The organism is Gordonia oryzae (assembly GCF_003797185.1).
Taxonomy (GTDB): Bacteria; Actinomycetota; Actinomycetes; order Mycobacteriales; family Mycobacteriaceae; genus Gordonia; species Gordonia oryzae.
In genome coordinates, this window is record NZ_RKMH01000020.1 from 42,221 (window position 1) to 66,199 (window position 23,979).

Consider the following 23,979-nt stretch of genomic DNA (forward strand, 5'->3'; position numbering starts at 1 on the left):
CTCACCGCACCTCTTTGGTGCGAACACCCTTGGGATCGAGCACATCCCGGATCAGGCGGAGTTCCTCGCCGGAAGGCTCCCGCGTTGTCGGCGCCTCGGCGAGTCCGTCGATCTCGAAAGAGGTGTTCTCCGCGACCTCCTCGGCGCTCACCCCGGGATGTAGTGACAGTGCCCGCATCGTGTGGTCGGGCCCGCCGAAGTCGAAGACTCCGAGATTGGTGACGACGCGAGCGATGGCGACGTCGTCGAAGGCGGGGTTGTCGGGATCGACCTTGTCGAAGCCGAGGCCGCAGACGATGTCGACGGCGTCGACGAACACACGTGCCGAATGCCTTGGGACCCAATAACTCGTCGGATGGTTGATGGTGTTGCCGGGCGCGCCACGGGCGCCGAACATCTGCCGGGTCGGGTGTTGCAATGGGCCGAACGCCGACAGGTTCTGATTGCCGAAGCGATCGATCTGGTTGGCGCCCATCACCACATGGCGCCGACCCGACGCCACGACGTCGAATACCTTGGAGAACGGCATCCACCCCTCGATGGGACCCGTTCTCCCGATGCCCGGTGTGTCGGCGAGGATCAATGCCTCCCCGTCGGTGATGAGCAGATCGGGCGCAAAGCTCAGGCGCGCCAAGCGCGCTCCGAGCAGCGGGATCGGCGCCATCGGCGACGCCATGATCTCGCCTGCGCCACGAAAGATCTCGGCGCAGGAGACGACGCAGTACTCGGCCCGGGTGACCCCGGTGGTCGCGGTGCTCACTTGCGGTCCTCCTGCTCGGCACGCCAGGCCGTGACCTCGCGTTGATAGGTGGGTTCGTCGACGTCGAGGAAGCGCGTACGGAACGCGGCCCACGCGTCGGCGTCCTTGGCCTGCTCGACGTAGAACCGTTGGAACGCTTCGTCGCGGCGGTAGTCGCCTGCGGCAGCAACATCTTGGCTGCTCCCGGCGCAGAGGGAGAAATGCGCGCCGTTCGGGGTATGCACCACTCTGTCCACATTCATCCTGTTGAGCAGAAGACGTTGCACAGGTACAGAGTTGACGAGAAACTCGGTGTCGACGAGTCGATCGGTCTCCAGATAGCGGCGCGCTGCGGCGGCACAAAACAGGTCGTCCATGTACGGATCGACGCCGGTGTAGGCGGCGTTGCCGTGGGTATCGGCGAGGTCGAGGTGGACGAAGGCGGCGTCGAGTCGCAGGGCGGGCATCGCGATGAGTGTCTGTGTGCGGCCGTCGGGGTCGGGATACGGGGACTCGACGGTCTTGAGCTCGTCCGCCCAGAACGCCGGCACGTCGGAGCCGAGTCCGGCCCGGATCGGCAGGAACGGCAACCGGGCCGCGGCGGCCTGCAGACCGCACTTGACCATGCCCTCGTCCATCTCGCGTGACTCGATGGCGCCGGTGGTGCGGGCGTGGGCGAACCACGGATCGTAGAACGGTGCCGAGTCCAGGGAGACGAAGCCGTAGTAGACCCGCCGGACTTTTCCTGCAGCACAGAGCAATCCGAGATCGGGACCACCGTAGGTGACGATGGTCAAATCGGTCACCGCCGAGCGGGCCAACGCCCGGACGAGTGCCATCGGCTTGCGCCGCGAACCCCACCCGCCGATACCGATCGTCATCCCGTCGCGCAACTCGCCGATGACGTCGTCGAGCGTGCTCGTCTTGTCGGTGGGTGTGGCTGCAGGGGGTGTGGCTGCGGTGGGTATTGATGGGGTGGGCGTTGACGCAGTGGGTGTGGCTGCCATGTCAGGCGTGTCCTCCTGTGTTGAGGGCCTTGCCGGTCGACACGAACTCGTCGCGGTGTTCGTCGGCGACGCCGGCCAGATTGAGTTCGAAGGTGTATCCCTGCTCGAGGCGGTAGCTGGCCTTCACGTCCACCGGGTCGATGTGGTTGATCGCCGACTTCGCCGCGCGGATCACCCGGGTGTCCTTGGCGGCGATCTTCTCGGCGATGTCGAGTGCCGCGGAATCGAGTTCGTCGGCGGCTACCACCCGATGGACCGAGCCGAAGTGGAGGAGTTGCTCGGCGGTGACATTCTGAGCCGTGTAATACAACGTGCGCATCATATGCTGGGGAACCAGGCGCGCCAGATGTGTGGCGGCGCCCAGTGCCCCGCGATCGACTTCGGGAAGACCGAAGACCGCACCCTCGGAGGCGACGATCACGTCGGCGTTGCCGACCAGTCCGATCCCGCCGCCGACGCAGAAATTCTTGACCGCCACGACCACCGGAACGGCGCAGTCGTAGACCGCGCTGAACGCCGCGGTGCAGCCGTGGTTGGCAGCGATCAACGCCCCGAATCCCTCGGTGGCCTGCATTTCCTTGATGTCGACACCGGCGTTGAAGCCGCGACCCTCCGCGCGCAGGATCACCACGTGCGTGGTGGGGTCGTTGCCCGCTGCGGTGATGGCGTCGGCGAGGTCGAACCACGCCGCCGACGGCAGGGCGTTGACCGGTGGGTAGTCGACGGTGACGGTGACGACCCCGCCATCGGTGCGGGTAGTGGTGATCGACATGCGCGTGCTCCTCTCGCGAAGGGCTGAAGAAAACCAACCAAGCAATTGCTTGGTTCTTTGGTAGGGTAGCACCCATGACGACAGCGGCACAGGTGTCCGGACAGCCGGGCCGATACGACCTTGGGCTAGCCGGACGCGTTGTGGTGGTGACCGGCGGTGCCAGGGGTGTCGGACTCGGCATCGTTGCCGCCCTCGCCGACTTCGGCGCGACCCCGGTGGCCTGCGCTCGGCATTCGAGTGACGCGCTCGAATCGATCTCCACTGCAACGTTTCTGCCGTGCGATGTGCGCGACGAGGACGCCGTGGCCGGCACCTTTGCGCGAATCGTGGAGACCTACGGTCGGATCGACGGCGTGATCAACAATGCGGGTGGGTCGCCGTTCGCACTGGCAGCCGACGCCTCACCGCGCTTCGCGAGCAAGATCGTCGAACTCAATCTGCTTGCGCCGCTGATCGTGGCACGCGCGGCGCAGGCCGTCATGCATGGCCAGAAGGGCGGTGGCGCGATCGTCAACATCTCGAGCGTCAGCGGCCATCGCGCGTCGCCGGGAACGTCGGCATATGGGGCCGCCAAGGCCGGACTCGACAGTCTCACCACCTCACTCGCGGTCGAATGGGCGCCCCGGGTTCGGGTGAACTCGATCGTTGCCGGACCGGTCGAAACCGAACAGGCCCACCTGCACTACGGCGACGACGCGGGCATCGCCGCGGTCGGCCGGACGATTCCCATGGGCCGCATGGCGCGCCCCGCCGATGTCGGCGCTGCCGCGGCTTTCCTGCTCTCGCCACTGGCCTGCTACATCACCGGCGCCACACTGACCGTCCACGGGGGTGGCGAACTGCCGGCCTTCCTCGCCGCTGCCAACGCCGGCAACGACGTCTGATCTGATCCGTACCAACCAAGAGCTGTGAACCGAAACATCTGAGAGGACAACAACAGTGGCTGAGAGCGCGTCCAATGCGGGTCGTGTGGTCGTGGTGACCGGTGCCGGTCAGGGCATTGGCCGGGCGCATGCGGTGGCCTTTGCCGCCGACGGCGCCAAGGTGGTCGTCAACGACTTCATACCCGAGGCCGCCGACGCGGTGGCCAACGAGATCCGTCACAGTGGCGGGGACGCGATTGCCGCCACCGGAGACGTCGCCGACTGGGACACAGCGGCCGGCATCATCGCCACGGCCGTCGAGGAGTATGGCGCACTCGACGTCCTGGTCAACAACGCCGGATTCGTCCGTGACCGCATGCTGGTCTCGATGGCCGAGGAGGAGTGGGACGCCGTGGTCCGTGTCCATCTGAAGGGGCACTTCGTGATGCTGCGTCATGCCGGCGCCTACTGGCGGGCACAGGCCAAGGCCGGCAGCCCGCGCGCCGCCCGCGTCGTCAACACCTCGTCCGGGGCCGGCCTGTACGGCTCGGTCGGACAGGGTAACTACGTTGCCGCCAAAGCTGGTATCGCGGCGCTGACGGTTCAGGCGGCCGCCGAGATGAGCGGTTACGGTGTCACGGTCAATGCGATTGCACCGGCGGCACGCACCGCGATGACCCTCGGTGCCGGCGAGGCGATGGCCGCGCAGATGGCCGCTCCCGACGACGGCTCCTTCGACGTGATGGACCCGGCGAACATCTCGCCGCTGGTGTGCTGGCTCGCCTCGCCGCAGTCGAGTGAGGTCACCGGGCGGGTCTTCGAGGTGGAAGGCGGCAAGATCTCGATCACCGACGGCTGGCAGCGTAGCGTCGAACGAGACAAGGGTGCGCGCTGGGAATCGTCCGAACTCGGCCCGGTGATCGCCGAGATCATCGGAAAGGCACCGGTGCCGATGCCGGTCTACGGCGTGCGCTGACACCGTAGGGCAGATATCTCTTGGGGGAACCATGACCGACTCCGTGGCGGCAGCCCGTATCGCTGCGGCACGCGCCTATGTCGACGCACTGGTCAGTCACGACGCGAGCGGGGTCGGCCTGCATCCGGAGTGCACCCGAGTCGAATTCGGCGTCAAGACCGGGCGTAACGGACCGCATATCGCGCGCAGTCTCGAACGTGGACCGCAGTTCCGGTTGATCCACCGTGTCAGTGGATTCGAGGCCACGGTCGACGGACATAGCGTCTGCACCCGCTACCTCGTACACGTCACGCCGAAGATGCTGGGACTGGCGGCGCCGGTGTCGGAAACCTTCGTCATCGACGAGGACACCCGCATCCGAGCGATCGTCGCCCGGTTCGGGCTGCCCCGGCGGGTCGGCTGAGCGCACCGACCCGCCCGTGGAGAGTTTTCAGGCGCCCGGCGCCCGCACCACCATCGGTACACCTGGGAAGTAGGCGGCGATCTCCGAGCGCGACTTGCGCAGGGCGGCGGTACCGTACCCCTTCTTGCGATGCTCGGGATGAATCCAGATGCGCACGTCCACTTCGCCGGAGGTCAACTCGCCGAAAACAAAGCCCACCTTGGACTCGCCTTCGACGGCGACGAGCCAGACGGCTTCCTCGTCGTCGACGCGCGCGGTGGCCTTGTTCAGTTCCTCGGCCAGATCGCCTGCGGGAGCACCTGAGCCGTCGCCGGCCACGCCGAGTTCGGCGGTGCGCGTGGCAAAAAGGTCGGCGTCCGCCTCCGGGGAGAACGGGCGCAGATCGAGGGTGTCACCGCTGGAGGCCGGTCGCTCGGCGAGGGTGAACGTCAGCGCCGAGTTCAGGTCGTCGAGTTCGGCCTGATTCTTGCGCCGCTCGTCCTTGGTGAGCTGATCGAGTTTCATGTCGAGGATCGCCTCGGCGCCGAGCTGGGACTTGTCCAGCAATTCGGCGATCGCGGCGACGGCATCGGAATGGTTGTCGGCCTCGACGATGGTGTCGAGAACCTCGTGGCGCCGCTCGAGAGCGGTCAGGAGTGCGTCGGTGATGTCGCGACGGGAAGTCGCCAGGTCTAGGTCAGTCATGACTCGATCCTAGTGCGGAGTCGACGCCCATGAGGGCGCACCGGATCTGCAACGTGTTCTAGTCCCATTCACTCCGCGATCTGCTGCTATCTATGCACGTCCACGACGAATATTCGCTACACCCTTTCTCGGTTCTGAAACACGTCCTAGTCTTATCCTATGACTGAGGACAGCTCTGTGACCGAATACGATCCATTGCGCAGCGGGGTCCATCTGGGTGATCTCATGGTCGCGGCGCTGCGACGGCATCGCGACCACAAGGTGCTCGAGCTCGGCGATACCGAACTCACCGGTGGCGAGATGGCCGACGCGGTCAGCCGGTACGTGCAGGCGTTCGAGTCGGTGGGGGCGGGATCGGGAACTGCCGTCGGACTCCTGGCACTCAACCGCCCGGAGGTACTCCTGGTGATCGGTGCCGGGCAGACCCAGGGCTGGCGGCGCACCGCGCTGCATCCGCTCGGCTCGCTCGACGATCACGCCTACGTGCTCTCCGACGCCGGGGTCACCACACTGGTCATCGATCCGGTGCCGATGTTCGTCGAGCGGGCGGTGGCGCTGATGGACCGCGTCGAGCATCTCAAGCAGGTCCTCACCTTGGGGCCGGTGCCGGAAGAATTGTCCGCGTACGGTCGCGACATCATCGCCGAGGCCGACACCTTCTCGCCCCGCCCGCTCAGCGCGGCGACCCTGCCCGGCGATCACGTTGTGTCGATCACCTACACCGGCGGGACCACCGGGAAACCCAAGGGCGTCATCGGAACCGCGTCGGCGATGGCGACGATGACCCAGATCCAGCTCTCGGAGTGGGAATGGCCGGAGCGGCCACGGTTTCTGATGTGCACGCCACTCTCGCACGCCGGTGCCGCGTTCTTCGTGCCGACGCTGATGAAGGGCGGCACGATGATCGTGCTGTCGAAGTTCGACCCCGGGCAGGTGCTCGCGACGATCGAGGAGAAGAGGATCAGCGCCACCATGCTGGTGCCCTCGATGCTCTATGCGCTCCTCGATCATCCCGACTCGAAGACACGTGACCTCTCGTCACTGGAAACCGTGTATTACGGTGCCTCGCCGATCAATCCGGTGCGGCTCGCCGAGGCGATCGAACGTTTCGGCCCGATCTTCGCCCAGTACTACGGGCAGTCCGAAGCCCCGATGGTGATCAGCTACCTCGGTAAGCACGATCATCCGAAACCGGGCGAGGACACCCGCCGACTGTCGAGTTGTGGCCGGCCGTCGGCCTTCCTGCACACCGCGCTCCTCGGCCCCGACGACGCGCCCGTCGCGCCGGGCGAGCCCGGCGAGATCTGTGTGGCCGGACCGCTTCTCGCCGGCGGTTATTGGGGCCTGCCCGAGCAGACCGCGGCGACCTTCCGGGACGGATGGCTGCGGACCGGTGATGTCGCCCGGGAAGACGACGACGGCTTCTGGTATATCGTCGACCGCACCAAGGACATGATCGTCACCGGCGGCTTCAACGTCTTTCCGCGAGAGGTCGAAGATGTTGTCGCCGAACATCCTTCCGTCGCGCAGGTCGGCGTCATCGGGGTACCCGACGACAAATGGGGGGAAGCGGTTACCGCGGTCGTCGTGTTGCGTGCCGACGCCGCATCCGACGACCACGGACGGGCGCGGATCGCCGGCGAGATCCAGGGCGCGGTGAAGGAACGCAAGGGTGCGGTGCAATCGCCCAAGCAGGTGATCTTCGCCGACGCGCTGCCGTTGACCGCGCTGGGCAAGCCCGACAAGAAGGCGCTGCGCGCACAGTTCTGGGAGTCGGCCGGCCGTGGGGTCGGCTGAGCGGCATCGACCGAAAGCGTTCAGGTGCAATCACAGTCGCAGCAATCCCCGCAGTCGTCGGTGCAGCAGGGGCTGCTGAATTTGTCGCTGCAGTGATTCCAGTGGTCGGTGCAGCACGCCCGGCCCGTGCAGCCGGTCCACAGGAACGGGCCGAGACGATCACGAAATCGCCGGTTCGGTGGGAATGGCGGGGGATAGGGCCAGGAGTCGGGGAAGTCCGGTGGCCGCGTGGCGGGCCACCGGGTCCGCGCATGCATCCGGCGGGCGATCGCGTGCCGCAGACCGTCGAGGAGCACCGCCCGCAGCAACCGGTCGTCGTCGAGTCGGAGCCGTGAATACCGCTCGGTGATCCGGTTGCGTCGGTCGCGACACTCGGTCAGCGCTGCGGTCACCTCGGTTCCGGTGGCGCGCAACGGATTGAACGCGCCGGAGAGAGCGTCGGCGTGATAGTCGTCCACGGCGTCGAGCAGATGGGCGATCGTCCCGAAGTCGTAGCCGATGGCTTCGAGATCGGCGCGGTTGTCCGGCATCCCCGAGGCATCGGCGGTCGCTGCGAACACCTCGGCGCACGCCCGGCCGCTGGGATCGGTGATCTCACCGAGAGATGCTGCCGTGCACTCGATCTCGGACTGGCGATGCAGGATGTGCAGGATACGCTCGGCGTCGAGGACCGGGGCATTCGAGGCCGCCGCATGTAACCGGGATCCGATCACCCCGGCGGTTGCCGACCTCATCGGCGAGTGTGGCGCGAGCCCGAGGCGCCCTTCGGCGCGGACATCGTCGGCCTTGGCCGCGGCCAAGGTGAGTGACGCGCCGGCGGCCAGCCGGATACCCGGGTCGGTGGCGGTGACCACCGTGGCCATGCGCAGCGACCGAAGTGGGCACCGTCCCGCTCGTGCGGTCGCCGCCCCACCGCTGCGCTGGGCTTCGGCGAGGATCGAGATCATCACCGCGTCGGTGTTGGTGGTCAGCCGCGCGGCCTGACCGTGACCGTCGCGCAGCGCCAGGCACAACCCGCACAGGTGTGCGCGCCACCGGTCGGCGAGTTCGTCTCCCAGGCGGTGGCGACATGGTGTGAGGACCCCGAACATGTCGCCATCCAAGCATCACGCCGCGGTTCGACACCACCGGAGTCGCCGCCGTGTCCTTCGGGCGGCCGACACCGGGCGGTCGACGCTGGTCGGGGGCCGACGCCGTTCGGGGTCGGCACCGTCAGGCCATGGACGCCGCGGCGTTGGTGATGATCTCGCACGCGGCGTCGACCGCATGATTCAGGGGGAGGAGTCGCTCGGAGATCCTACGTGCGGCCGCTTGCACACCCGGGTCGGTCAGCGCCGACAGGTCGGCAGCGGTCATTCGACTCAGGCGATTCCCGGTACCGGCACCGCACCGGCGTAGCGCGGCAGCCCAGATCGGTTGATCGGCACTGAACCATCCGACCGTCGACGGAATACCCGCCCGTAGAACCGAACCCGTTGTCCCGGCACCACCGTGGTGCACCGCCGCGCGGCAATGCCGAAGCAGTGCTTCGTGATCCACCGTTCCGGATACCCGGAACAGGCGCGAATCCGCCACTAGGAGATCCAGATCGGTGTGGGCGATCACGCGTAGACCGTGATCAAGCAGGGTGGTCACGACGAACTCCATCCGATCCCGGGGCGCTCGCATGCTGCCGAAACCGACATAGACCGGCGGCGGCCCCGAGCAGGCGAAACCGATGGCCGCATCGGTCCGGTCCAGCCCGTCGTTGATCGCCGCACGGATCTCCTTGTCCGGGCACAGGAATCCGACGAAGGGCCGCTGCGGTCCCCACTCGTGCGGCAGGTCGGAGAACAGGGCGGGGTCGTACACCTGGACCTCGGGGATGCCGTTCTCGCGCAGACGTCTACTGAACGGTCGCCGATCCGGCGGCAGCCCCAGACGTGCGCGCAGGCGGCGGTCGGCGCCGCGGGTCGAGAGCCACATGATCCGGTCGGCGAGCGTCCACACCATGCGTGAGGCCGCTCGCGGCACAGTGCGATACGTCGGCGACACCGACCCGGAGACACGCACCGGGCAGTAGTGCAGCGGCACAAACGCGATCCCGCGGCTCTCGGCTACGGTCGCGGCCCGGTCCTGCGCGAGCAGACCGGTGACGAGGACGTCCGCATCGTCGGCGAGCTCGGCCATCACCCGCTCGGACTGGTCCACCCCGTACGCGCTGACCTCACGCAACGCCCGGAAACGGGTACGCGGATTCAGCGACTTGAGGTCGTTGCGGATCAGTGGACTGGCGAGCAGATCCGCCGTCGACGGACAGAGTTCGGTGGTCGGAATCGCCGTTCGCGCAAACGGTTCCACCAGATCGGCCGCCACGGCCAGCCGTACCGAATGGCCACGCCGCACCAATTCGGCGGCCACCGCGGCCGCCGGTTGGACGTCGCCGCGGCTGCCGTGCAGCGCGAAGGCGATTCTCATTCGCCCCACTCGCTCGCCTCGAGTTCCCATCGCTTCAACTCGGCGCGTACCAGGACCGCCAGGGCGGCGTCATCGGCGGCCAGCCGCGGATCGAGCGACGTCACCGCCAACCCGATCGCGCGCGGACCGACGCCGACCCATCCGCTCACCCCGCCACCGAAGTCGGCCGTGCCCGCCGGCCGACCGGTGAAGGCGCGCACCGCGATCTCGGCGTCGAGTCCGCTTCCCAGGCTGCAGAATTCGGGTGACAACTCGCCGAGGTTGGAGGCCAGGCACATCGGCGTCGAGCCGTTGGCGGCCAGGCGTCGCACCGGTCGGTCGCCGAGCGCCTGGGCAACCTGCGAGAGGTGGACCATGGAGGACGTGCCGGCGTGCACGCTGCGGTAGGCCTCCTTGCAGGCCACCCGGATCGCGGTGAGATCGTGGTAGCGGTCGTCGGATGCCCGGATCTGCGCGGTTGTCCCGGTGGTGGCGTTGGCCCGACGGTCCCCATCGGAGTGCATCGACACCGGAATCGACACGGGAACAACGTCATCGGGTCCAACGATGCCGGCTTCGGCGAGCAGTCCGACCATGATCGCGACGAACAACGCGTTCGCGCTGCCCTGCGCACGGGCAAACGCACGCGCGTAGTCGTCGGCGGGGATGCTCAGCAGGATTGCACAGGGGTCCTCCGCGATGAGTCCCGGTGGTCGTACCGGACCGGTGGGGGTGGGCCCGCGCCGGGATCCGACCGTGCCGGCGATGAGCCGACCCGCGGCCAGCGCGGCCCGCGCGGCGGTCCGCACACCGTCGACGACGTCGTCGAGTGCACCCACCCGCTCGGTGGTGACGGCGTAATAGGTTCCGAGAACGGCTTCTTCGACCGCCGTCACCATCGACCACCCGTCGGCGACGGCGTGCGCGGCGATCAGCGACACGAAGGTCGTGCGTCGGTCCGCCGAGTACGCGGCGGTCAGTCGCCACGCCGGTCCGGCGACGCTGTCGACCCCGCGCTCGGCCTGCCGTCGTGCCCACGCCACGGCGTCACCCTCGGCGACGGGCTCGTCCTCGAAGTGGGTCATCCCGGCCGCCGGTGTGTAATGCCAGCGGTCGCGGACCGGGGGTGGACGGCGTCGTGCCAGGCGGGACAGCCGCCCGTACCGCAGTCGGGTTGCCAGGGCGGACAACACATCCGGATCGAGACGTCCGTCGAATCGCCACAACCCCTGGTTGATGACACCGAGTCCGAGGGCGTGCTCCATGCGGATGAACAGGTCGTCGTCGGTGCCCAGACGCTCGGAGCCGGGGCGTTCGGTGGTAGGACGTCGGGTGTCCTTGTCGTGGTTGGTCATAGGCGTGTGAGGTAGGCGCGCAGGGTGGCGGGGGCGAAGATCACCAGGATCACACAACAGCCGAGGAGGGTCCATCCGACATCCGCGGTGAACTGCCCATGACTGGCGAGCGCACGAAACGACGAGATGAGGTGTGAGATCGGGTTGATCTCGGCGATCACCCCGAGCCACCCGGGCATCGTCGAGGTCGGCACAAAGGCGTTGGAGGTGAACGTCATCGGCATGAGGATCAGCATCGAGATGCCCTGGATCGCCGATACCTTGGACAGCAGCACACCCATGAGGGCGAAGATCCAGCTCAACGAGAACGCGGCGAAGACGACGAGGATCATGCCGAGTAGTACGCCGAGCGCGCTGGTCGGTCGATATCCGATGGCCAGACCCGCCGCCAGGGACACCGTGGTCGCGATGAGATAGCGCGCCGTGTCGGCGATCAGCAGTCCCGCCAGGGGAGCGATGCGAGCAATCGGCATCGACACGATCCGGTCGAAGACACCGCTGTCGATGTCTTCGCGCAGTTGGGTTCCGGTGACGATGGACGTCGTCACCGACACCGACACCAACACACCGGGAACCAAGAGCTGCAGGTAATTCCCGACGCCACCGGCGACCGCACCGCCGAAGATGTTGGCGAACATGACGGTGAAGACGATCGGTACGACGACGACGTCGATGAGGCCCTGTGGCGAGTGGCGCATCCGCAGGAAACCCCGCCGCGCCAGGGCGAGGATCTGCCGTAGCGCCTGCGTGAGCGGCACTCGATCGAGCGGGGTGATCGGCCATTCGATCCCGGCCGCCGGGGTCGGTGCCACGTCGATGGCGTCGTCGGTCTCGAAGGTGCGGGCACCCAGCACGTCTTCGGTCATGAGGCGTCCGGCCACGAGATCTCGTTTCCGGCAGTGTCATGTGTCGCCGGGTCGCCGATGAGGGCGAAGAACACATCGTCGAGTGTCGGGCGCTGAACCGAGAATTCGACGATGCCGACCGACGCGGCCTCCAGATCGGCGACGGCGCGAGCGGCCAGCCCGGGATCGGTGATCGACGCCGACAGCCGTGCTTCGCCGCTGACCTGCGCGACCTCGGTACCCAGGCAGTGCTGCAAGACCCCGGCCGCTCGTGAGAGCTGTGCGGGGTCGGTGATGATCACGTGCAGCGACTTGGTACCGATGCGTTCCTTGAGGGTATCGGCGGTGCCCTCGGCGACGACCCGTCCCGAATCCATCACGACAATCGAATCCGACAGCTTGTCGGCCTCGTCGAGATACTGAGTGGTCAGCAGAACTGTGGTGCCGCCCGAGACGAGCTCACGCACGGCCTGCCACACCTGCGCCCGGGTCGCCGGATCGAGGCCGGTGGTGGGCTCGTCGAGAAACAGCAGCGGGGGCGCGGTGATCAGGGAACACGCCAGATCCAGACGGCGGCGCATTCCGCCGGAATAGCCGGAAACCGCGCGACTCGCGGCGTGGGAAAGTCCGAATTGTCCGATCAGATCATCGGCGCGAGAACGCGCGCGGGCCTTGCTGAACCCGCGCAACTCGGCGAACAATCGCAGGTTCTCCTCGGCGCTGAGGTCTTCGTCCAATGACGCATATTGACCGGTCAATGCGATCAGGGAGCGCACCGCGGTGCCCTGCGTCGCCACGTCGCGCCCGAAGATGCGCGCGCTGCCCCCGTCGGGACGGAGAAGTGTCGAGAGCATGCGGACGGTGGTGGTCTTACCTGCACCGTTGGTGCCGAGCAGCCCACAGACCGAGCCGGTCGGGACCGACAGGGACACCTCGTCGACCGCGGTGACCCGCCCGAACGTCTTGCGCAACGACGCGGCCTCGATGGCGGTCGGAGGCAAAACGACCATGCCGGCCTCCTTTCTCCACGCGATTGTGGTGAGTAGCCTAACGAGATCTCGGCGATTCCGTGCCATTCAAAGTCAGCTTTGGTTTGACACCGCGCGCGGTTTCGCAGGAATCTTGCAGAAAGACCCACGTGGTTCGACAAGGTAATTCATTGATCCGCAGAAAGAAATTGTGACGAAAACCGCGGATTCGGGTTATCTTGAGCGTGCTGCGGTCTATCGGAGCCACATTTCTCGGTTGTCCACTGTTCGTGAGGTGCTGATTTGTCGGGTGATTCTGGTCGCCGTTCGCGGCGTCGTTTCCGCGTTTACGCGGGTCTTCTGGTTGTCGCTGCGGCGGTGATGACCGGGGTCGTCGGTGACCCGGGGTCGGCCCATGCGGCGCCGCAGAAGGCGACGATCGAACGGACCGCGTCGGAGGGGACCGACCTCACCGCGCTCTATGTGTACTCCCCGGCGATGCGCAAGACGATCAAGGTGCAGGTGCTCACCCCGGCACACGCCGACCGGCCACGTCCGTCGCTGTACCTGCTCAGCGGACTCGGTGAAGAAGATCCGCAGAACAGCATGTGGTTGCGCAAGACCGACGCCCGGCGTTTCTACGCCGACAAGAACGTCAACGTCGTGATGCCGCTGGCGGGCAACGGCAGTCTGTACACCGACTGGGAACGTGACGATCCCAAACTTGGTCGCTACCAATGGGAAACATTCCTGATCGACGAACTGCCACCGCTGATCGACGAAGCATTCAACGGAAACGGGAAACGCGCAATCGCGGGCATCTCGATGGGTGCGGGTGCCGGTTTGGTGCTCGCCGCACGTCATCCGGGTTTCTACCGCGTGGTGGCCTCCTACAGCGGCTGTTACACCACCACGGGCCTGGCCGGACAGGCCTATCCGCGGGGTATCGTCACCGCATTCGGCGGAAACCCCGACAACATGTGGGGCCCGCCGAACGATCCCCGATGGGCCGCGCACGATGTGGTGTCGCTGGCCGGCAATCTGCGCGGCACGACCGTCTACATCTCCAGCGGTACCGGGATGCCCGGCAAGTACGACAAGCCGGGGTATCCGGGTAACGGTGACCCGGCGAATCGCCAGGTCGTCGGTGGCGGAATCGAATTCGGTACCTACCTGTGTACGCGGGAATTGCAGTCCCGACTCGTCGCCTCGGGCATTCCCGCGACGATTCGATACGTCGATCCCGGAACGCACTCCTGGCCGTACTGGCGCGACCAGCAGAGGCAGAGTTGGCCCACCATTGCTCACGGCCTGAACAGTTGATGCGCTTTCAATAATTGCTCCGTCCCGTTCACGCGACCATTACCGGAGATTTCGATGGAATACACAGAACTCGCCGACTATCGGATTCCCGGCGGTCGGGTGACCGCGTGGGAGCCGACCGCCGACGCCACCGCCTGGCAGCCCGATCCGCGGCGGCTGTCCTACATGCACCTCGAGCACGCGCGTCGTGCCCAGACGATGGGCGACGACTGGTACAGCGAATGGATCGGCACGGCGTTCATGATCGACCGCCCCCTCGATCGACAGGCACTCGCGGCCGCCATCGAGGAGTGGTACCGCAGGCATGAGGCGTTCCGGTCGTCGGTGCGCACCGATGCCGGTACCGGACCCGAGGACGATCTGACCAGGATCACCACCACACCCCAGGCGATCTCGGTCCGTACGAGTGCGCTCGGTGACGCCATGACGGCCGAAGAGGCACAAGCTTGCGTCCAGGAGTACTTCAACAGCACCGTGTCACCGCTGCGCTGGCCTCATTGCGTTGCGGTCACCGTCGAACCGGGTAACGACGATCGCTTTCTGCTGATCTTCGCCGCTGACCACACCGTGATGGACGCCTACACACAGGTCTTCGCGATCCGCGAGCTCACCACCCTGTACGAGGCCGCGCTCGACGGGACGCCGCACAATCTGCTGGACTACGGCAGCTACCTCGACTTCGCCGACGCCGAACGCGATCTCGGCGAGCAGATCGATGCCAACAACACCGCGGTCACCCTGTGGCGCGAGTTCTTCGAGACCTCGACGTCGGTCGCACAGCCCGGACCCATGCCGACCTTCCCGCGTTTCGAGGTTCCCGCCGGCCATAACCCGACGATCACCTGCCCCCGCAGCCCCGACGAGGGATACCAGTCGAGCCTGTCGACCTATCTGCTCGACCCGGCCCAGACCAAGGCGTTCGACGCGGTGTGCAAGGCCGCTGGCACCTCGATGGCGGTCGGTGTGTACACGGCGCTGACGATGGCAGGCGCGGCCTGCAGCGGAGCCGACGATCTACGCTTCATCAGTCCCGTCCACACCCGCACCGGTCCCCAGTGGGGTGAGGCGGTGGGTTGGTTCGTCGGTGTGATCCCTATGCACGCCCGATTGGGTGGTGCCACCACATTCGGTGCGGCCCTGCCCGCCGTGGCGGCGAGTGTCGGGCGGTACCGCGACGCCGGGAGCGCCCCGTTCGCCCCGATCGCCGACCTGATCGGCGGCGACGTGACCCCGCCGGGATTCGTCATCTCCTACATCGACCTGCGACGTGCCGAGGGCGCCGATCAGTGGGACGCGCGCAATGCTCGCGTCCTGCGCAGCGCCACCGCCGACGCCGACGAGGTCTACTTCTGGATCAACCGAATCCCGGACGGCCTCAACGTCTCCGCGCGGTTCACCGCCGGTCCTCAGGGTGCTGCGGTCGAGGCCTTCCTCTCGACGTTCCACGCCATACTGCGCTCGGTGATCGCCGACGGCGACTGCCCGGTCGTCCTCGCCGATGCCTCCGCACTAACCGGCCGGCGCCGGTGACGGTGCGGTTCTCGCCACCCGGTGAGCTCGGACCGCTTCTGCGCGAGCCGTTTCCGGGTGGGTCCGTCGTGGAGTGGACCATGCGCTCCCCGGATCGGGCCAGACTCGGCTCGTCGCCCTCGGGTGCGGGAACCTTCCTGCAGTCCGATCACCTCGCGACCGCTGTCGCCGCTCGTCTGCGCGGCGAACCGCATCGGGCGATCATCGGTTCCCTCACTCGATTCGACGAGCCGCTCGACGCCGAGGCGATGGCGCAGGCGCTCACCGACTTCGTACGCCGTCACGAGGAACTGCGTGCGCATTACGTCGTCGACGAGTCGGGGATCACCCGCGTCGTCGCACCACCGGATTCGGTCGAGATGATCACCACCGTGCCGGACCCCGACCTCATCCTCGATGACGCTTCGGTCGGCGAGTATGCGGCGCAACGCATCACGTCGCTGACCGACTTCGATTCGGTACCCGCCATGGCATTCGGGGCCGCGGCGGGTGAGCGGGGCTTCACGTTCTATGTCGGGGCCGACCATGTCCATGGAGACGGATACTCGGTGTGGCTCGCGCTCGCCGAGATAGTCGCGCTCTACCGGGCACGGGTGCACGGCGAGTCCGCGGATCTGCCGTCGGTCGGCAAGTACGCGGACTTCATCCGGGCCGAGGCGATGTCGGCCGGGTCGGTCGCCGCCGATGACGACAGCGTCCACACCTGGCGGACGGCACTGCGGGCCAAGGGCGGTGTTCCGACCTCGCCGCTGGACCTCGGACTCGACGGCGGTACCGCCGCGGTACCGGCGGTCCGCGCCCGCCGCGATCTGATAGACGCCGCCGACGCCGCCCGGATCGACGAGCGACTCGCCGGAACCGGCCAGACCTTCACCGGATGCCTGTACGCGGCAATGGCATCGGCGCAGTTCGCGGTGACCGGTGACCGCCTGTTCTGCACGACGACCGTCCTGGCGACGCGTCCCCCCGGGCACGAACGGACCCAGGGCTGGCTGTGCAACTTCGCCCCGATCTGCTTCGAGGTCGACCCCGACGCCGACTTCGTGTCGCTGATCGGGGCGGCCACCGACGCCGTCCGCCACGCGCGGTCCGCCGCAGCCGCACCGGTGGGTGCGGTACTCGGGGTGTTGGCGCAGGCCGGTGAGTTGCCGCCGATCACGGGTTCGCCACAGATGGTGACCTATATCGATCATCGTCGCCTACCAGGGGTCGAGGACCCGACGGTGCGAACCACGGTCGGCTTTCCCGGAGTCGGAAAGACCAAGAACGCCAACCTCTGGGTGAGCCGGATGACCGACTGCCTGACGGTCGAGACGCAGATCCCGGACAACGAGACCGCCCGTAGGAACGTCGGCGCCTACCTCGACGCGATCGCCGAGATCCTGCACGACTTCGCCGCCGGGGCCGAGCGCTCCGCACAGCCCACCGGATCGACCGGGATGACGGCATGAAACTGGCGAGCCTGGAACACTATTCGGTGAAACCGGGACACTTCGTGCAGTGGGTGCCGGAGACCGGGGCGGCGAATGGGTCGGCGGTGACCGGCGCACCGGCCGCCATGGCGGTTTCGGAGAACGAGCGCTTCCATCTCGACTCGGTGCGGGCCGGGCATCCGGGCTGGATGACCCTGGTCATCGATCTGCCCCGGTCGGTGCCCAGGGAACTGCTGCGGCGCATGGTATCGGAGGTGATGTCACGCCACGACGCGCTGCGTAGTCATTTCGTCGCCGGGGATGACTATGTGCGCCATCACCATCGGGACGTCCCGACGGTGGTCGACGACGAGATCGATGCGCGTCATTGGGACCCGCAGGCACTCACCGACGAGGTCCTGCGACGGACCGCATCGGCGTGCAATCCGCTCCGTCCCGGCGGACATTTCTTCTCCGCCGTCTGCCGGCCGGATTCGACGACGGTGATCTGTGCCTTCGACCACGCCTACGTCGACGCCCGGTCGTTGACGGTGATCGCCGCCGACATCACCGATGTTCTCGCCGCACGCCCCCTGCGACCTGTCACATCGGGTCTCGACGAGGTGCGCGCCCACATTCGACAGCCGGCGGTGCCGGGCGACGATCCGCGTCTGGCCGGGTGGGAACGCTTTCTCGAGCAGTCCGACTGGCAGATACCGGTTTTCCCGTTGGATCTCGGTGTCGGCCCGGGGGAGCGCAAGCCGATGCGCACCGCGATGCGCACGCTGGTGTCCGCCGACGACGCCCCCGAACTCAGTGCCGGTATCCGACGCCACGGCGGCCGTACGCTTTCGGCATTGCTGACCGCCATCGGAGTGGCCGTCCATCGGTCCGGAGGTCCGGAGGAGATGCCGACGATCATCCCGGCCGGACCCCAGACGGACCGACGCTTCGTCGGCTGGGTGGTCGACAACATCCCGATGCGCGTCGCATGTGGTGGTGATCCGTTGGAGCTCAGCCGGATCAACGCGCGTCGGCTGGCCGAGGCGACACCGTTGGCCGAGATCGGATTGACCCCGGTCTATCAGACCTTCGGAGATCGGTTGCGCCGCAGCCGAGACGATGTGTTCATGCTGTCCTACGTGGATTACACCCGCTGGTACACACCGGCCGACGGCGTCGAGGTCCGTCAGCTCTCCGGTGACCACGAGACCGACAATGCGCAGTGGTGGCTGTGGCGCGACGAGAGCGGCATCCATGTGCGGGTCCGTCATCCCGACACCGATCAGGCCGAGAAGATCATCGACGCCGTTCTGTCCGAGACGGTTTCGGTGATCAGCGAATTCGTCGACCGCGTCTCCATGCCTGGCTCGCAGGCGCACGGCATGACGTGAGGCCTCGCACCGGCGTCATGGCGCAGCGGATGTCGATCGCCTGACCCGTCGACTCCACGAGGTCGGCTCGTCCGCCCCGGTGGGAACTCGGCGTACCACGCCGAGTTCCCACGAGTGCCCAGATGCCGTACCCGTCGCTGGGAGGTGCGGACGATGGCACGGGGTGCGAGGGCCACCGCGGACTTCGGTGCGACCTTGCGTACGCGCTGCTGCAATTCCCAGTCCTCGGAAACCTGCACGAGAGGCAGCCGCGGATAACCGCCTGCGGCCAGGTAGACCTCGGTGTCGAAGGCGCAGTTCGGGCCGACAACCCCGAAAGTCCGCTGCGCATACGGAGGTTCGTGTCGGGTCCGCCACTTCTGTTGCAGGTGCCCGACTCGCCACAGCAGGCCGAGCAGGTCGTAGGGAACCGGTGAGTACGGCTCGTCGTGGCGTGCCCGCAACCGGCCCCCGACGAGTCGCCGGCCGGCCAGCAGCGGCTGGAGCAGCTCGTGCAGCCACGTCGGATCGGGGACCGAATCCGAATCCGTCCGGGCGACGAACACCGCGCCGGTGTCGATGGCGTGCCGTACGCCGGTGTCGACGGCCGACCCGAGCCCCTTCTGCGTCTCGGTGATCAGCTCGAACGGCCGGCGGGTGCCCTCGGCGATGAACTTCTCGACCACCTCCGCGGTGGCGTCGGTGCTGCTGTTGTCGATGACGATGACCCGAAAGCCGCTCAGCAGTTGACGTTCCAGCACAGTGTCGAAACGTTGGGGGTCGAGCGTGCGCAGCGTCGAGGTGATCAGACGCTGCTCGTTGTAGGCCGGCACGATCACCGCCACGCGGGGCTCAGCGGACGTCGGCGGCGAGGTCGGTGGAACTGCGGTCACCCGAATACCGTTCGAGTAGACCCTTGATCCCGAACGCCTGTTGGCGGCGTTGCGAGGTGTAGACCAGGGCGTTCTTCTGCAAGGCGATTCCCTTGGGGCCCAGGCCGCTGATCGCCGAGTGTTCCTCGACCGCTGGTCGGGCTCGGTGATCCGTGCGCTCGCGAGTGGGGGTCGGTGAGCCTGCAGACGGTCGTGGATGCGGTGTCAGTCGGTGGCGGGCTCGCAGATGACCACCGGGATCTCACGCTCGGTCCAGGCGTCGTAGGTGTCGAAATCGGCATACACATCAACGAGTTTCGGCCACAGGCGTGCGCGTTCGGCCTCATCGGCGGTGCGGGCCAGCAACTCGTGCCGATCGCGCCCGACCTCGATGGTCACCGCCGGATCGGCGCGCAGGTTGAGATACCACGCCGGATGGTGCGCCAGTCCGCCCTGCGAGGCCACCACGACGAAGTTCTCACCGTCGCGCAGATAGAGCAACGGTGCGGTTCGGGCCTTGCCCGTCTTGCGGCCGGTCGTGGTCAACAGACACACCGGAACCGGCTTGTGCAGCGCCGCCCCGACTCGCCACGTGTTGCCCAGGCGACCACCCGTGGCCCGGTAGACCATCGTGTTGAGCCGCGAGCCCACCTTGATCAGTCGCGCGACAACGGGTGAATCGAGCTGGCGCGGACGATTGTTCGCGTCCACGGGTTCAGATGCGTTCCAGAATGGTGCCGGTGGCCATGGCCCCGCCCGCACACATCGTGATCAGGGCGGTCTGTTTGTCGGTGCGTTCCAGTTCATGCAGGGCGGTGGTGATCAATCGCGAACCGGTGCTGCCCACCGGATGTCCGAGTGCGATCGCTCCGCCGTTGACGTTCACCTTGTCCATGTCGGCGCCGTGAACCTGGGCCCAACTGAGCACCACCGAGGCGAATGCCTCGTTGATCTCGACGAGGTCGATGTCCGACAACGACATTCCGGCCTTGCTTAGTACTCGTTCAGTTGCCTGGACCGGACCGTCGAGATGGTAGTGCGGCTCGGCGCCGGTGAGCGCCTGCGCGCGCAGACGAGCACGGGGGGTCAGGCCCAGCTCTCGTGCACGACCCTCGTCCATCAGCAGGATCGCCGCGGCGCCATCGGAGATCTGCGATGCGGTCCCGGCGGTGTGGATGCCGCCCTCGATCACCGGCTTGAGGCCGGCCAGCGACTCCGCGGTGGTCTCGCGCAGCCCCTGATCGCGGACGACGTCGAGGATGTTGCCGGTGAGTTCACCGTCCTTGGTGCGTTCCGGTGCCTTGAGCGCGAGTACCTCGCGGTCGAAACGTCCTTCGTTCCAAGCGATTCGCGCACGCTCTTGGCTCCGCAGTCCGAGCGCGTCGATGTCGGAGCGGGTGATGCCGCGTCGGCGCGCGATGCGCTCTGCGGCCTCGAACTGGTTGGGCAGGTCGACATGCCACGAATCGGCGTGGTAGGGGCCGGCGTCGGTCCCGACGTTGGCGCCCAGGGGTACCTGCGTCATGGTCTCGACGCCGCAGGCAATGCCGATTTCGATGGTGTCGGTCGCGATCAGTCCGGCGATCAGATGATTGGCCTGCTGCGCGGACCCACACTGACAGTCGATCGTGGTCGCGCCGGTGTGTTCGGGCAGGCCCGCAGACAGCCATGCCTTGCGGGTGATGTTGCCCGCCTGGGCGCCGGCCTGGGTGACACAGCCGCCGATCGCCTGCTCGACCAAGGCCGGGTCGATGCCCGCCCGTTCGATGAGTCCCCGCTGGGTCATCCCGAGGAGTTCTTCGGCATGCAGACCAGACAACCATCCGGCCCGCTTTCCGATCGGCGTCCGCACTGCTTCCACGATCACCGGAACACCCATGGTGGTTCCTCTCCTCCGAGGTTCGCTGCCGTCTGGCTACCGGCACTGTCTCGCTTAAATTAGAACATGTTCTTGTTTGTGTCCAGCCTCGGGACCGATGGCGCGAGGACGACGGGCCGAGGAAGGGGTGAAAGCGACAATTTCCTGGACAAGAGTCTAGGAAAGTTGAAGTGGGACGGTCGCCCAACACTGCACTGAGGGGTTGGACTGGGGCGACCGTCCAGAAAAAAGTAGAACAGGTTCTCGTGATTCCCCAGTTTCTTGTGTACCGTGGATCGCACAAGTGAGACCGAAATCCGTTCTCATCTCACTACAGGTAACGACAGGTGGTGTGGCAGTGGTCAAGACCGTCACCGCTTCCGCGGGGGAGTCGCCGAACGGGGCGACGCCGCCAACGGAAGACGCGGACAGTAGCCCGTTCATGACGCAGGAGGACTGGGATTTCACCAGCCCCGACCTGCTCGAGCAGGGGCTTCCGGTCCAGGAGTTCGCAGCCCTGCGTTCGACGGCACCGGTGTGGTGGAATGCGCAGCGCGAGGGCAAGGGCGGCGGGTTCCATGACGGCGGCTATTGGGTGATCTCCAAGCACGCCCATGTCCGCGAGATCTCGAAGAACAACGCCGACTGGTCGACGGCGTCGAACGGGGTCATCATGCGTTTCGACGACGAGATGCCCCAGGAGCAGCTCGATGTCACCAAGGCTCTGCTGATCAACCACGATCCGCCGGATCACACGCGGTTGCGCAAGCTGGTGTCGAAGGCATTCACACCGCGCGCTGTGCAGGCGCTCGAGGACAAGCTCGACGACGCGGCCCGCACGATCGTGACCCGCGCGGCCGAACAGGGCACCGGAGACTTCGTCCACGATGTGGCCGTGGACCTGCCGTTGCTGGCTATCGCCGATCTGCTCGGTGTGCCCGAGGAAGACCGGGTCAAGCTCTTCAACTGGTCGAACAACATGATGAACTACGACGACCCGGAGTTCGGCGAGGACCCGCAGATGGCGTCGGCGGAGATCCTCGGCTACGGCTACAACATGGCCGAGGAACGCCGGAAGAATCCCGTTGACGACATCGTCAGCGTGTTGGTCAACGCCGATATCGAGGGCCAGTCGCTCGACGAGGCCGAGTTCGGCTTCTTCTTCATCCTGTTGACCGTCGCCGGCAACGAGACCACGCGCAACGCGATCAGCCACGGCATGAACGCCTTCCTCGAGCACCCGGATCAGTGGGAGCTGTTCAAACGGGAGCGGCCGGCCACCGCGGTCGACGAGATCGTCCGCTGGGCCACGCCGGTCAATTGTTTCCAGCGCACCGCCACGCGCGACACGCAGGTCGGGGGTGTCGACATCGCCAAAGGCGAGCGCGTCGGGTTGTTCTATGGTTCGGCGAACTACGACGACGAGGTCTTCGAGAACCCCTACGACTTCAACATCCTGCGAGATCCGAACCCGCACGTCGGTTTCGGCGGCAACGGTGCCCACTTCTGTGTCGGTGCGAACCTGGCGCGGATGGAGATCAACCTGATGTTCAACGCGCTGGCCGACCTGGTGCCCGATATCAGCCGGCTCGAGGCACCGCGTCGGCTTCGGCATGGTTGGATCAATGGGGTCAAGGAACTCCGTGTCGACTACGGGACGAAGTGACTCATTCCGATTCCGGGACCGCGCCGGCGTATCTGAACATTGATCGGGAGAACCATCCGGCGGTGGTCGCCGGACGGCGCTCGCGTGAGTTCGTTGAGGCGCGCGACAAGCAGGCATGGGTGGACAATTTCGCCGCCGATGCGAGGGTCGAAGACCCGGTGGGCCCGTCGATGTTCGACGCCGAGGGCATCGGATTCACAGGGCATCAACGGATCTCGGAGTTCTGGGATCTGTCGATAGCGACCACTGAGAGCATCGAGTTCGTTTTCGGCGACGAGATCATCTGCGGCAACGAGGTCGCCTATGTGGGTAAGATCGTCACCCATATCGCAGGTCACGTCTCCGAAGCCCACGGTGTGTTCACCTACCGCGCCGATGAGAACGGGAAACTCGCTGCGCTGCGGGCATTCTGGGAGGTCGAAAGGACGATAAACTCGGTCCGTCCGGCTTAGCGGTTCCTCTCACCCGCTGGAGGCGCACGAACCACGAAAAGTAGGGGAAGAATCTTCTTCCCCTACTTTGTCGTTCCGGGTGGGACCATTGTGAGCGATGGAGCGCGCGACGGGCTCCTGGTGTTCAAAAAACATGGATGATCCGGGTTTTCCCGGTCTGCCGCATTCTGCCAGAACAGGTTTCATCGCGTTCGAGTACGCGGACGATGCTGGCGCCCGACACTTCGAGCGACTGTCGCCCGACATGAGTTCCGGCGCGTCCCAGGCGGTCGTCGCGCCGTACCCTGCCGGCGCCCGAGTCCACGGCGGGACCGTACCGCTCTCGGATATCGCCGACCACATCAACGCCGCGGTGCGCCGAGACTGAGCCTGGCACGACCGCGATCGTGGCGAACGGCGTCGAGCGTAGGGGTGCTGGTTCGTACCTTCCCCTGTCACGTCTTCTCTTGCGTCGAGGGCGGCAGTGAACAGTTCGTCGGGGCGCTGGAGCCATCGAGCGATGGTGTGCGTACGCCGATTTCCGCTAGCGTGGCCTCGATCTCCCCCGGGGTGTAGCCAGCGTCGCGGAGCGCTAGTGGTGTGTCTCGAAAATAGACGTCTATATGTTCGGTATGATTTGCGCTATGAGTGGTCCTGCTGCAGCACCGT

General features: G+C 66.5%; 24 protein-coding genes. 11 read left to right on the forward strand and 13 right to left on the reverse strand.

Annotated elements, in window-relative coordinates:
* Nucleotide 1 precedes the first annotated feature (1 nt).
* The 3 genes from EF294_RS19790 to echA20 are packed head-to-tail and all read right to left on the reverse strand — an operon-like array spanning nucleotide 2 to nucleotide 2,518.
* Nucleotides 2-760 carry a CoA-transferase subunit beta gene (locus EF294_RS19790; protein WP_123932704.1) on the reverse strand — a complete coding sequence of 253 codons (759 nt, stop codon included), beginning with the start codon at nucleotides 758-760 and terminating at the stop codon, nucleotides 2-4.
* The gene (locus tag EF294_RS19795; RefSeq protein WP_123932706.1) at nucleotides 757-1,746 is read right to left on the reverse strand and encodes a CoA transferase subunit A; all 990 of its coding nucleotides are present in this window, start codon (nucleotides 1,744-1,746) and stop codon (nucleotides 757-759) included. The genes EF294_RS19790 and EF294_RS19795 overlap by 4 nt, the downstream gene beginning before the upstream one ends.
* A gap of 1 nt (nucleotide 1,747) precedes the next feature.
* Nucleotides 1,748-2,518: a (7aS)-7a-methyl-1,5-dioxo-2,3,5,6,7,7a-hexahydro-1H-indene-carboxyl-CoA hydrolase gene (gene echA20 / locus EF294_RS19800; protein ID WP_123932708.1), complete on the reverse strand. Its 771-nt coding sequence runs from the start codon at nucleotides 2,516-2,518 to the stop codon at nucleotides 1,748-1,750.
* A gap of 74 nt (nucleotides 2,519-2,592) precedes the next feature.
* Between echA20 and EF294_RS19805 the strand changes: the two genes are divergently transcribed.
* The 3 genes from EF294_RS19805 to EF294_RS19815 are packed head-to-tail and all read left to right on the forward strand — an operon-like array spanning nucleotide 2,593 to nucleotide 4,760.
* Nucleotides 2,593-3,402, forward strand: a complete 810-nt coding sequence (locus tag EF294_RS19805) for an SDR family oxidoreductase (protein ID WP_185091167.1) — start codon at nucleotides 2,593-2,595, stop codon at nucleotides 3,400-3,402.
* Between the two features lie 55 nt (nucleotides 3,403-3,457).
* Nucleotides 3,458-4,357 (forward strand): SDR family oxidoreductase, encoded by a 900-nt coding sequence (locus EF294_RS19810; RefSeq protein WP_123932710.1) that lies wholly within the window; start codon nucleotides 3,458-3,460, stop codon nucleotides 4,355-4,357.
* A 31-nt stretch (nucleotides 4,358-4,388) separates the two neighbouring features.
* Entirely contained in the window at nucleotides 4,389-4,760 is a 372-nt protein-coding gene (locus EF294_RS19815; RefSeq protein ID WP_123932712.1) for a DUF8021 domain-containing protein, read from the forward strand.
* A gap of 27 nt (nucleotides 4,761-4,787) precedes the next feature.
* On the opposite strand, the gene EF294_RS19820 is transcribed toward EF294_RS19815, so the two are convergent.
* Nucleotides 4,788-5,444, reverse strand: a complete 657-nt coding sequence (locus EF294_RS19820) for a GNAT family N-acetyltransferase (protein WP_123932714.1) — start codon at nucleotides 5,442-5,444, stop codon at nucleotides 4,788-4,790.
* Nucleotides 5,445-5,603: 159 nt separating this feature from the next.
* On the opposite strand from EF294_RS19820, the gene fadD8 reads away from it, so the two are divergent.
* Nucleotides 5,604-7,241, forward strand: coding sequence for a fatty-acid--CoA ligase FadD8 (fadD8, locus tag EF294_RS19825; RefSeq protein WP_123932716.1), 1,638 nt, complete (start codon nucleotides 5,604-5,606; stop codon nucleotides 7,239-7,241).
* A gap of 20 nt (nucleotides 7,242-7,261) precedes the next feature.
* On the opposite strand, the gene EF294_RS19830 is transcribed toward fadD8, so the two are convergent.
* From EF294_RS19830 to EF294_RS19850, 5 genes are all read right to left on the reverse strand, one after another.
* Nucleotides 7,262-8,332 carry a DUF5685 family protein gene (locus tag EF294_RS19830; RefSeq protein WP_123932718.1) on the reverse strand — a complete coding sequence of 357 codons (1,071 nt, stop codon included), beginning with the start codon at nucleotides 8,330-8,332 and terminating at the stop codon, nucleotides 7,262-7,264.
* 121 nt (nucleotides 8,333-8,453) lie between these two features.
* Nucleotides 8,454-9,698 carry a glycosyltransferase gene (locus tag EF294_RS19835; protein ID WP_123932720.1) on the reverse strand — a complete coding sequence of 415 codons (1,245 nt, stop codon included), beginning with the start codon at nucleotides 9,696-9,698 and terminating at the stop codon, nucleotides 8,454-8,456.
* Nucleotides 9,695-11,032: a condensation domain-containing protein gene (locus tag EF294_RS19840; protein ID WP_123932722.1), complete on the reverse strand. Its 1,338-nt coding sequence runs from the start codon at nucleotides 11,030-11,032 to the stop codon at nucleotides 9,695-9,697. Before EF294_RS19840 ends, EF294_RS19835 begins: the two co-directional genes overlap by 4 nt.
* Nucleotides 11,029-11,898 (reverse strand): ABC transporter permease, encoded by an 870-nt coding sequence (locus EF294_RS19845; protein WP_123932724.1) that lies wholly within the window; start codon nucleotides 11,896-11,898, stop codon nucleotides 11,029-11,031. The genes EF294_RS19840 and EF294_RS19845 overlap by 4 nt, the downstream gene beginning before the upstream one ends.
* Nucleotides 11,895-12,887, reverse strand: a complete 993-nt coding sequence (locus tag EF294_RS19850) for an ATP-binding cassette domain-containing protein (protein ID WP_123932726.1) — start codon at nucleotides 12,885-12,887, stop codon at nucleotides 11,895-11,897. Before EF294_RS19850 ends, EF294_RS19845 begins: the two co-directional genes overlap by 4 nt.
* Before the next feature lie 261 nt (nucleotides 12,888-13,148).
* Between EF294_RS19850 and EF294_RS19855 the strand changes: the two genes are divergently transcribed.
* The 4 genes from EF294_RS19855 (at nucleotide 13,149) to EF294_RS19870 (ending at nucleotide 18,504) form a co-directional block, all read left to right on the forward strand.
* Nucleotides 13,149-14,168: an alpha/beta hydrolase gene (locus tag EF294_RS19855; protein WP_123932728.1), complete on the forward strand. Its 1,020-nt coding sequence runs from the start codon at nucleotides 13,149-13,151 to the stop codon at nucleotides 14,166-14,168.
* Between the two features lie 54 nt (nucleotides 14,169-14,222).
* Nucleotides 14,223-15,698, forward strand: a complete 1,476-nt coding sequence (locus EF294_RS19860) for a condensation domain-containing protein (RefSeq protein WP_123932730.1) — start codon at nucleotides 14,223-14,225, stop codon at nucleotides 15,696-15,698.
* An 80-nt stretch (nucleotides 15,699-15,778) separates the two neighbouring features.
* Complete coding sequence (locus EF294_RS19865; protein ID WP_246007985.1) at nucleotides 15,779-17,149, forward strand: condensation domain-containing protein; 1,371 nt, start codon at nucleotides 15,779-15,781, stop codon at nucleotides 17,147-17,149.
* Nucleotides 17,146-18,504, forward strand: coding sequence for a condensation domain-containing protein (locus tag EF294_RS19870; protein WP_123932734.1), 1,359 nt, complete (start codon nucleotides 17,146-17,148; stop codon nucleotides 18,502-18,504). The genes EF294_RS19865 and EF294_RS19870 overlap by 4 nt, the downstream gene beginning before the upstream one ends.
* On the opposite strand, the gene EF294_RS19875 is transcribed toward EF294_RS19870, so the two are convergent.
* The 4 genes from EF294_RS19875 to EF294_RS19890 all read right to left on the reverse strand — a co-directional run bounded on the left by EF294_RS19875 (nucleotide 18,396) and on the right by EF294_RS19890 (nucleotide 21,234).
* The gene (locus EF294_RS19875; protein ID WP_246007986.1) at nucleotides 18,396-19,376 is read right to left on the reverse strand and encodes a glycosyltransferase family 2 protein; all 981 of its coding nucleotides are present in this window, start codon (nucleotides 19,374-19,376) and stop codon (nucleotides 18,396-18,398) included. The genes EF294_RS19870 and EF294_RS19875 overlap by 109 nt on opposite strands.
* Nucleotides 19,336-19,458: a hypothetical protein gene (locus EF294_RS22505; protein ID WP_281276022.1), complete on the reverse strand. Its 123-nt coding sequence runs from the start codon at nucleotides 19,456-19,458 to the stop codon at nucleotides 19,336-19,338. Before EF294_RS22505 ends, EF294_RS19875 begins: the two co-directional genes overlap by 41 nt.
* Before the next feature lie 122 nt (nucleotides 19,459-19,580).
* The gene (locus tag EF294_RS19885) at nucleotides 19,581-20,066 is read right to left on the reverse strand and encodes a nitroreductase family deazaflavin-dependent oxidoreductase (protein ID WP_123932736.1); all 486 of its coding nucleotides are present in this window, start codon (nucleotides 20,064-20,066) and stop codon (nucleotides 19,581-19,583) included.
* A gap of 4 nt (nucleotides 20,067-20,070) precedes the next feature.
* Entirely contained in the window at nucleotides 20,071-21,234 is a 1,164-nt protein-coding gene (locus tag EF294_RS19890) for a steroid 3-ketoacyl-CoA thiolase (RefSeq protein ID WP_123932738.1), read from the reverse strand.
* A gap of 421 nt (nucleotides 21,235-21,655) precedes the next feature.
* On the opposite strand from EF294_RS19890, the gene EF294_RS19895 reads away from it, so the two are divergent.
* The 3 genes from EF294_RS19895 to EF294_RS22510 all read left to right on the forward strand — a co-directional run bounded on the left by EF294_RS19895 (nucleotide 21,656) and on the right by EF294_RS22510 (nucleotide 23,698).
* Nucleotides 21,656-22,879: a cytochrome P450 gene (locus EF294_RS19895; protein WP_185091168.1), complete on the forward strand. Its 1,224-nt coding sequence runs from the start codon at nucleotides 21,656-21,658 to the stop codon at nucleotides 22,877-22,879.
* A complete protein-coding gene (locus EF294_RS19900) occupies nucleotides 22,876-23,331 on the forward strand; it encodes a nuclear transport factor 2 family protein (protein ID WP_123932742.1) in 456 nt (151 codons plus the stop codon). The genes EF294_RS19895 and EF294_RS19900 overlap by 4 nt, the downstream gene beginning before the upstream one ends.
* Nucleotides 23,332-23,575: 244 nt before the next feature.
* Complete coding sequence (locus EF294_RS22510; RefSeq protein WP_281276023.1) at nucleotides 23,576-23,698, forward strand: hypothetical protein; 123 nt, start codon at nucleotides 23,576-23,578, stop codon at nucleotides 23,696-23,698.
* The last annotated feature ends 281 nt before the right edge of the window (nucleotides 23,699-23,979 follow it).

Excerpts from the sequence above, each read along its gene's own strand:
- EF294_RS19795 (WP_123932706.1), bottom strand. The coding sequence starts at position 1,746 with ATGGCAGCCACACCCACTGCGTCAACGCCCACCCCATCAATACCCACC.
- echA20 (WP_123932708.1), bottom strand. The coding sequence starts at position 2,518 with ATGTCGATCACCACTACCCGCACCGATGGCGGGGTCGTCACCGTCACC.
- EF294_RS19805 (WP_185091167.1), top strand. The coding sequence starts at position 2,593 with ATGACGACAGCGGCACAGGTGTCCGGACAGCCGGGCCGATACGACCTT.
- EF294_RS19815 (WP_123932712.1), top strand. The coding sequence starts at position 4,389 with ATGACCGACTCCGTGGCGGCAGCCCGTATCGCTGCGGCACGCGCCTAT.
- EF294_RS19820 (WP_123932714.1), bottom strand. The coding sequence starts at position 5,444 with ATGACTGACCTAGACCTGGCGACTTCCCGTCGCGACATCACCGACGCA.
- fadD8 (WP_123932716.1), top strand. The coding sequence starts at position 5,604 with ATGACTGAGGACAGCTCTGTGACCGAATACGATCCATTGCGCAGCGGG.
- EF294_RS19830 (WP_123932718.1), bottom strand. The coding sequence starts at position 8,332 with ATGTTCGGGGTCCTCACACCATGTCGCCACCGCCTGGGAGACGAACTC.
- EF294_RS19835 (WP_123932720.1), bottom strand. The coding sequence starts at position 9,698 with ATGAGAATCGCCTTCGCGCTGCACGGCAGCCGCGGCGACGTCCAACCG.
- EF294_RS19840 (WP_123932722.1), bottom strand. The coding sequence starts at position 11,032 with ATGACCAACCACGACAAGGACACCCGACGTCCTACCACCGAACGCCCC.
- EF294_RS19845 (WP_123932724.1), bottom strand. The coding sequence starts at position 11,898 with ATGACCGAAGACGTGCTGGGTGCCCGCACCTTCGAGACCGACGACGCC.
- EF294_RS19850 (WP_123932726.1), bottom strand. The coding sequence starts at position 12,887 with ATGGTCGTTTTGCCTCCGACCGCCATCGAGGCCGCGTCGTTGCGCAAG.
- EF294_RS19860 (WP_123932730.1), top strand. The coding sequence starts at position 14,223 with ATGGAATACACAGAACTCGCCGACTATCGGATTCCCGGCGGTCGGGTG.
- EF294_RS19865 (WP_246007985.1), top strand. The coding sequence starts at position 15,779 with ATGCGCTCCCCGGATCGGGCCAGACTCGGCTCGTCGCCCTCGGGTGCG.
- EF294_RS19870 (WP_123932734.1), top strand. The coding sequence starts at position 17,146 with ATGAAACTGGCGAGCCTGGAACACTATTCGGTGAAACCGGGACACTTC.
- EF294_RS19890 (WP_123932738.1), bottom strand. The coding sequence starts at position 21,234 with ATGGGTGTTCCGGTGATCGTGGAAGCAGTGCGGACGCCGATCGGAAAG.
- EF294_RS19895 (WP_185091168.1), top strand. The coding sequence starts at position 21,656 with ATGACGCAGGAGGACTGGGATTTCACCAGCCCCGACCTGCTCGAGCAG.
- EF294_RS22510 (WP_281276023.1), top strand. The coding sequence starts at position 23,576 with ATGAGTTCCGGCGCGTCCCAGGCGGTCGTCGCGCCGTACCCTGCCGGC.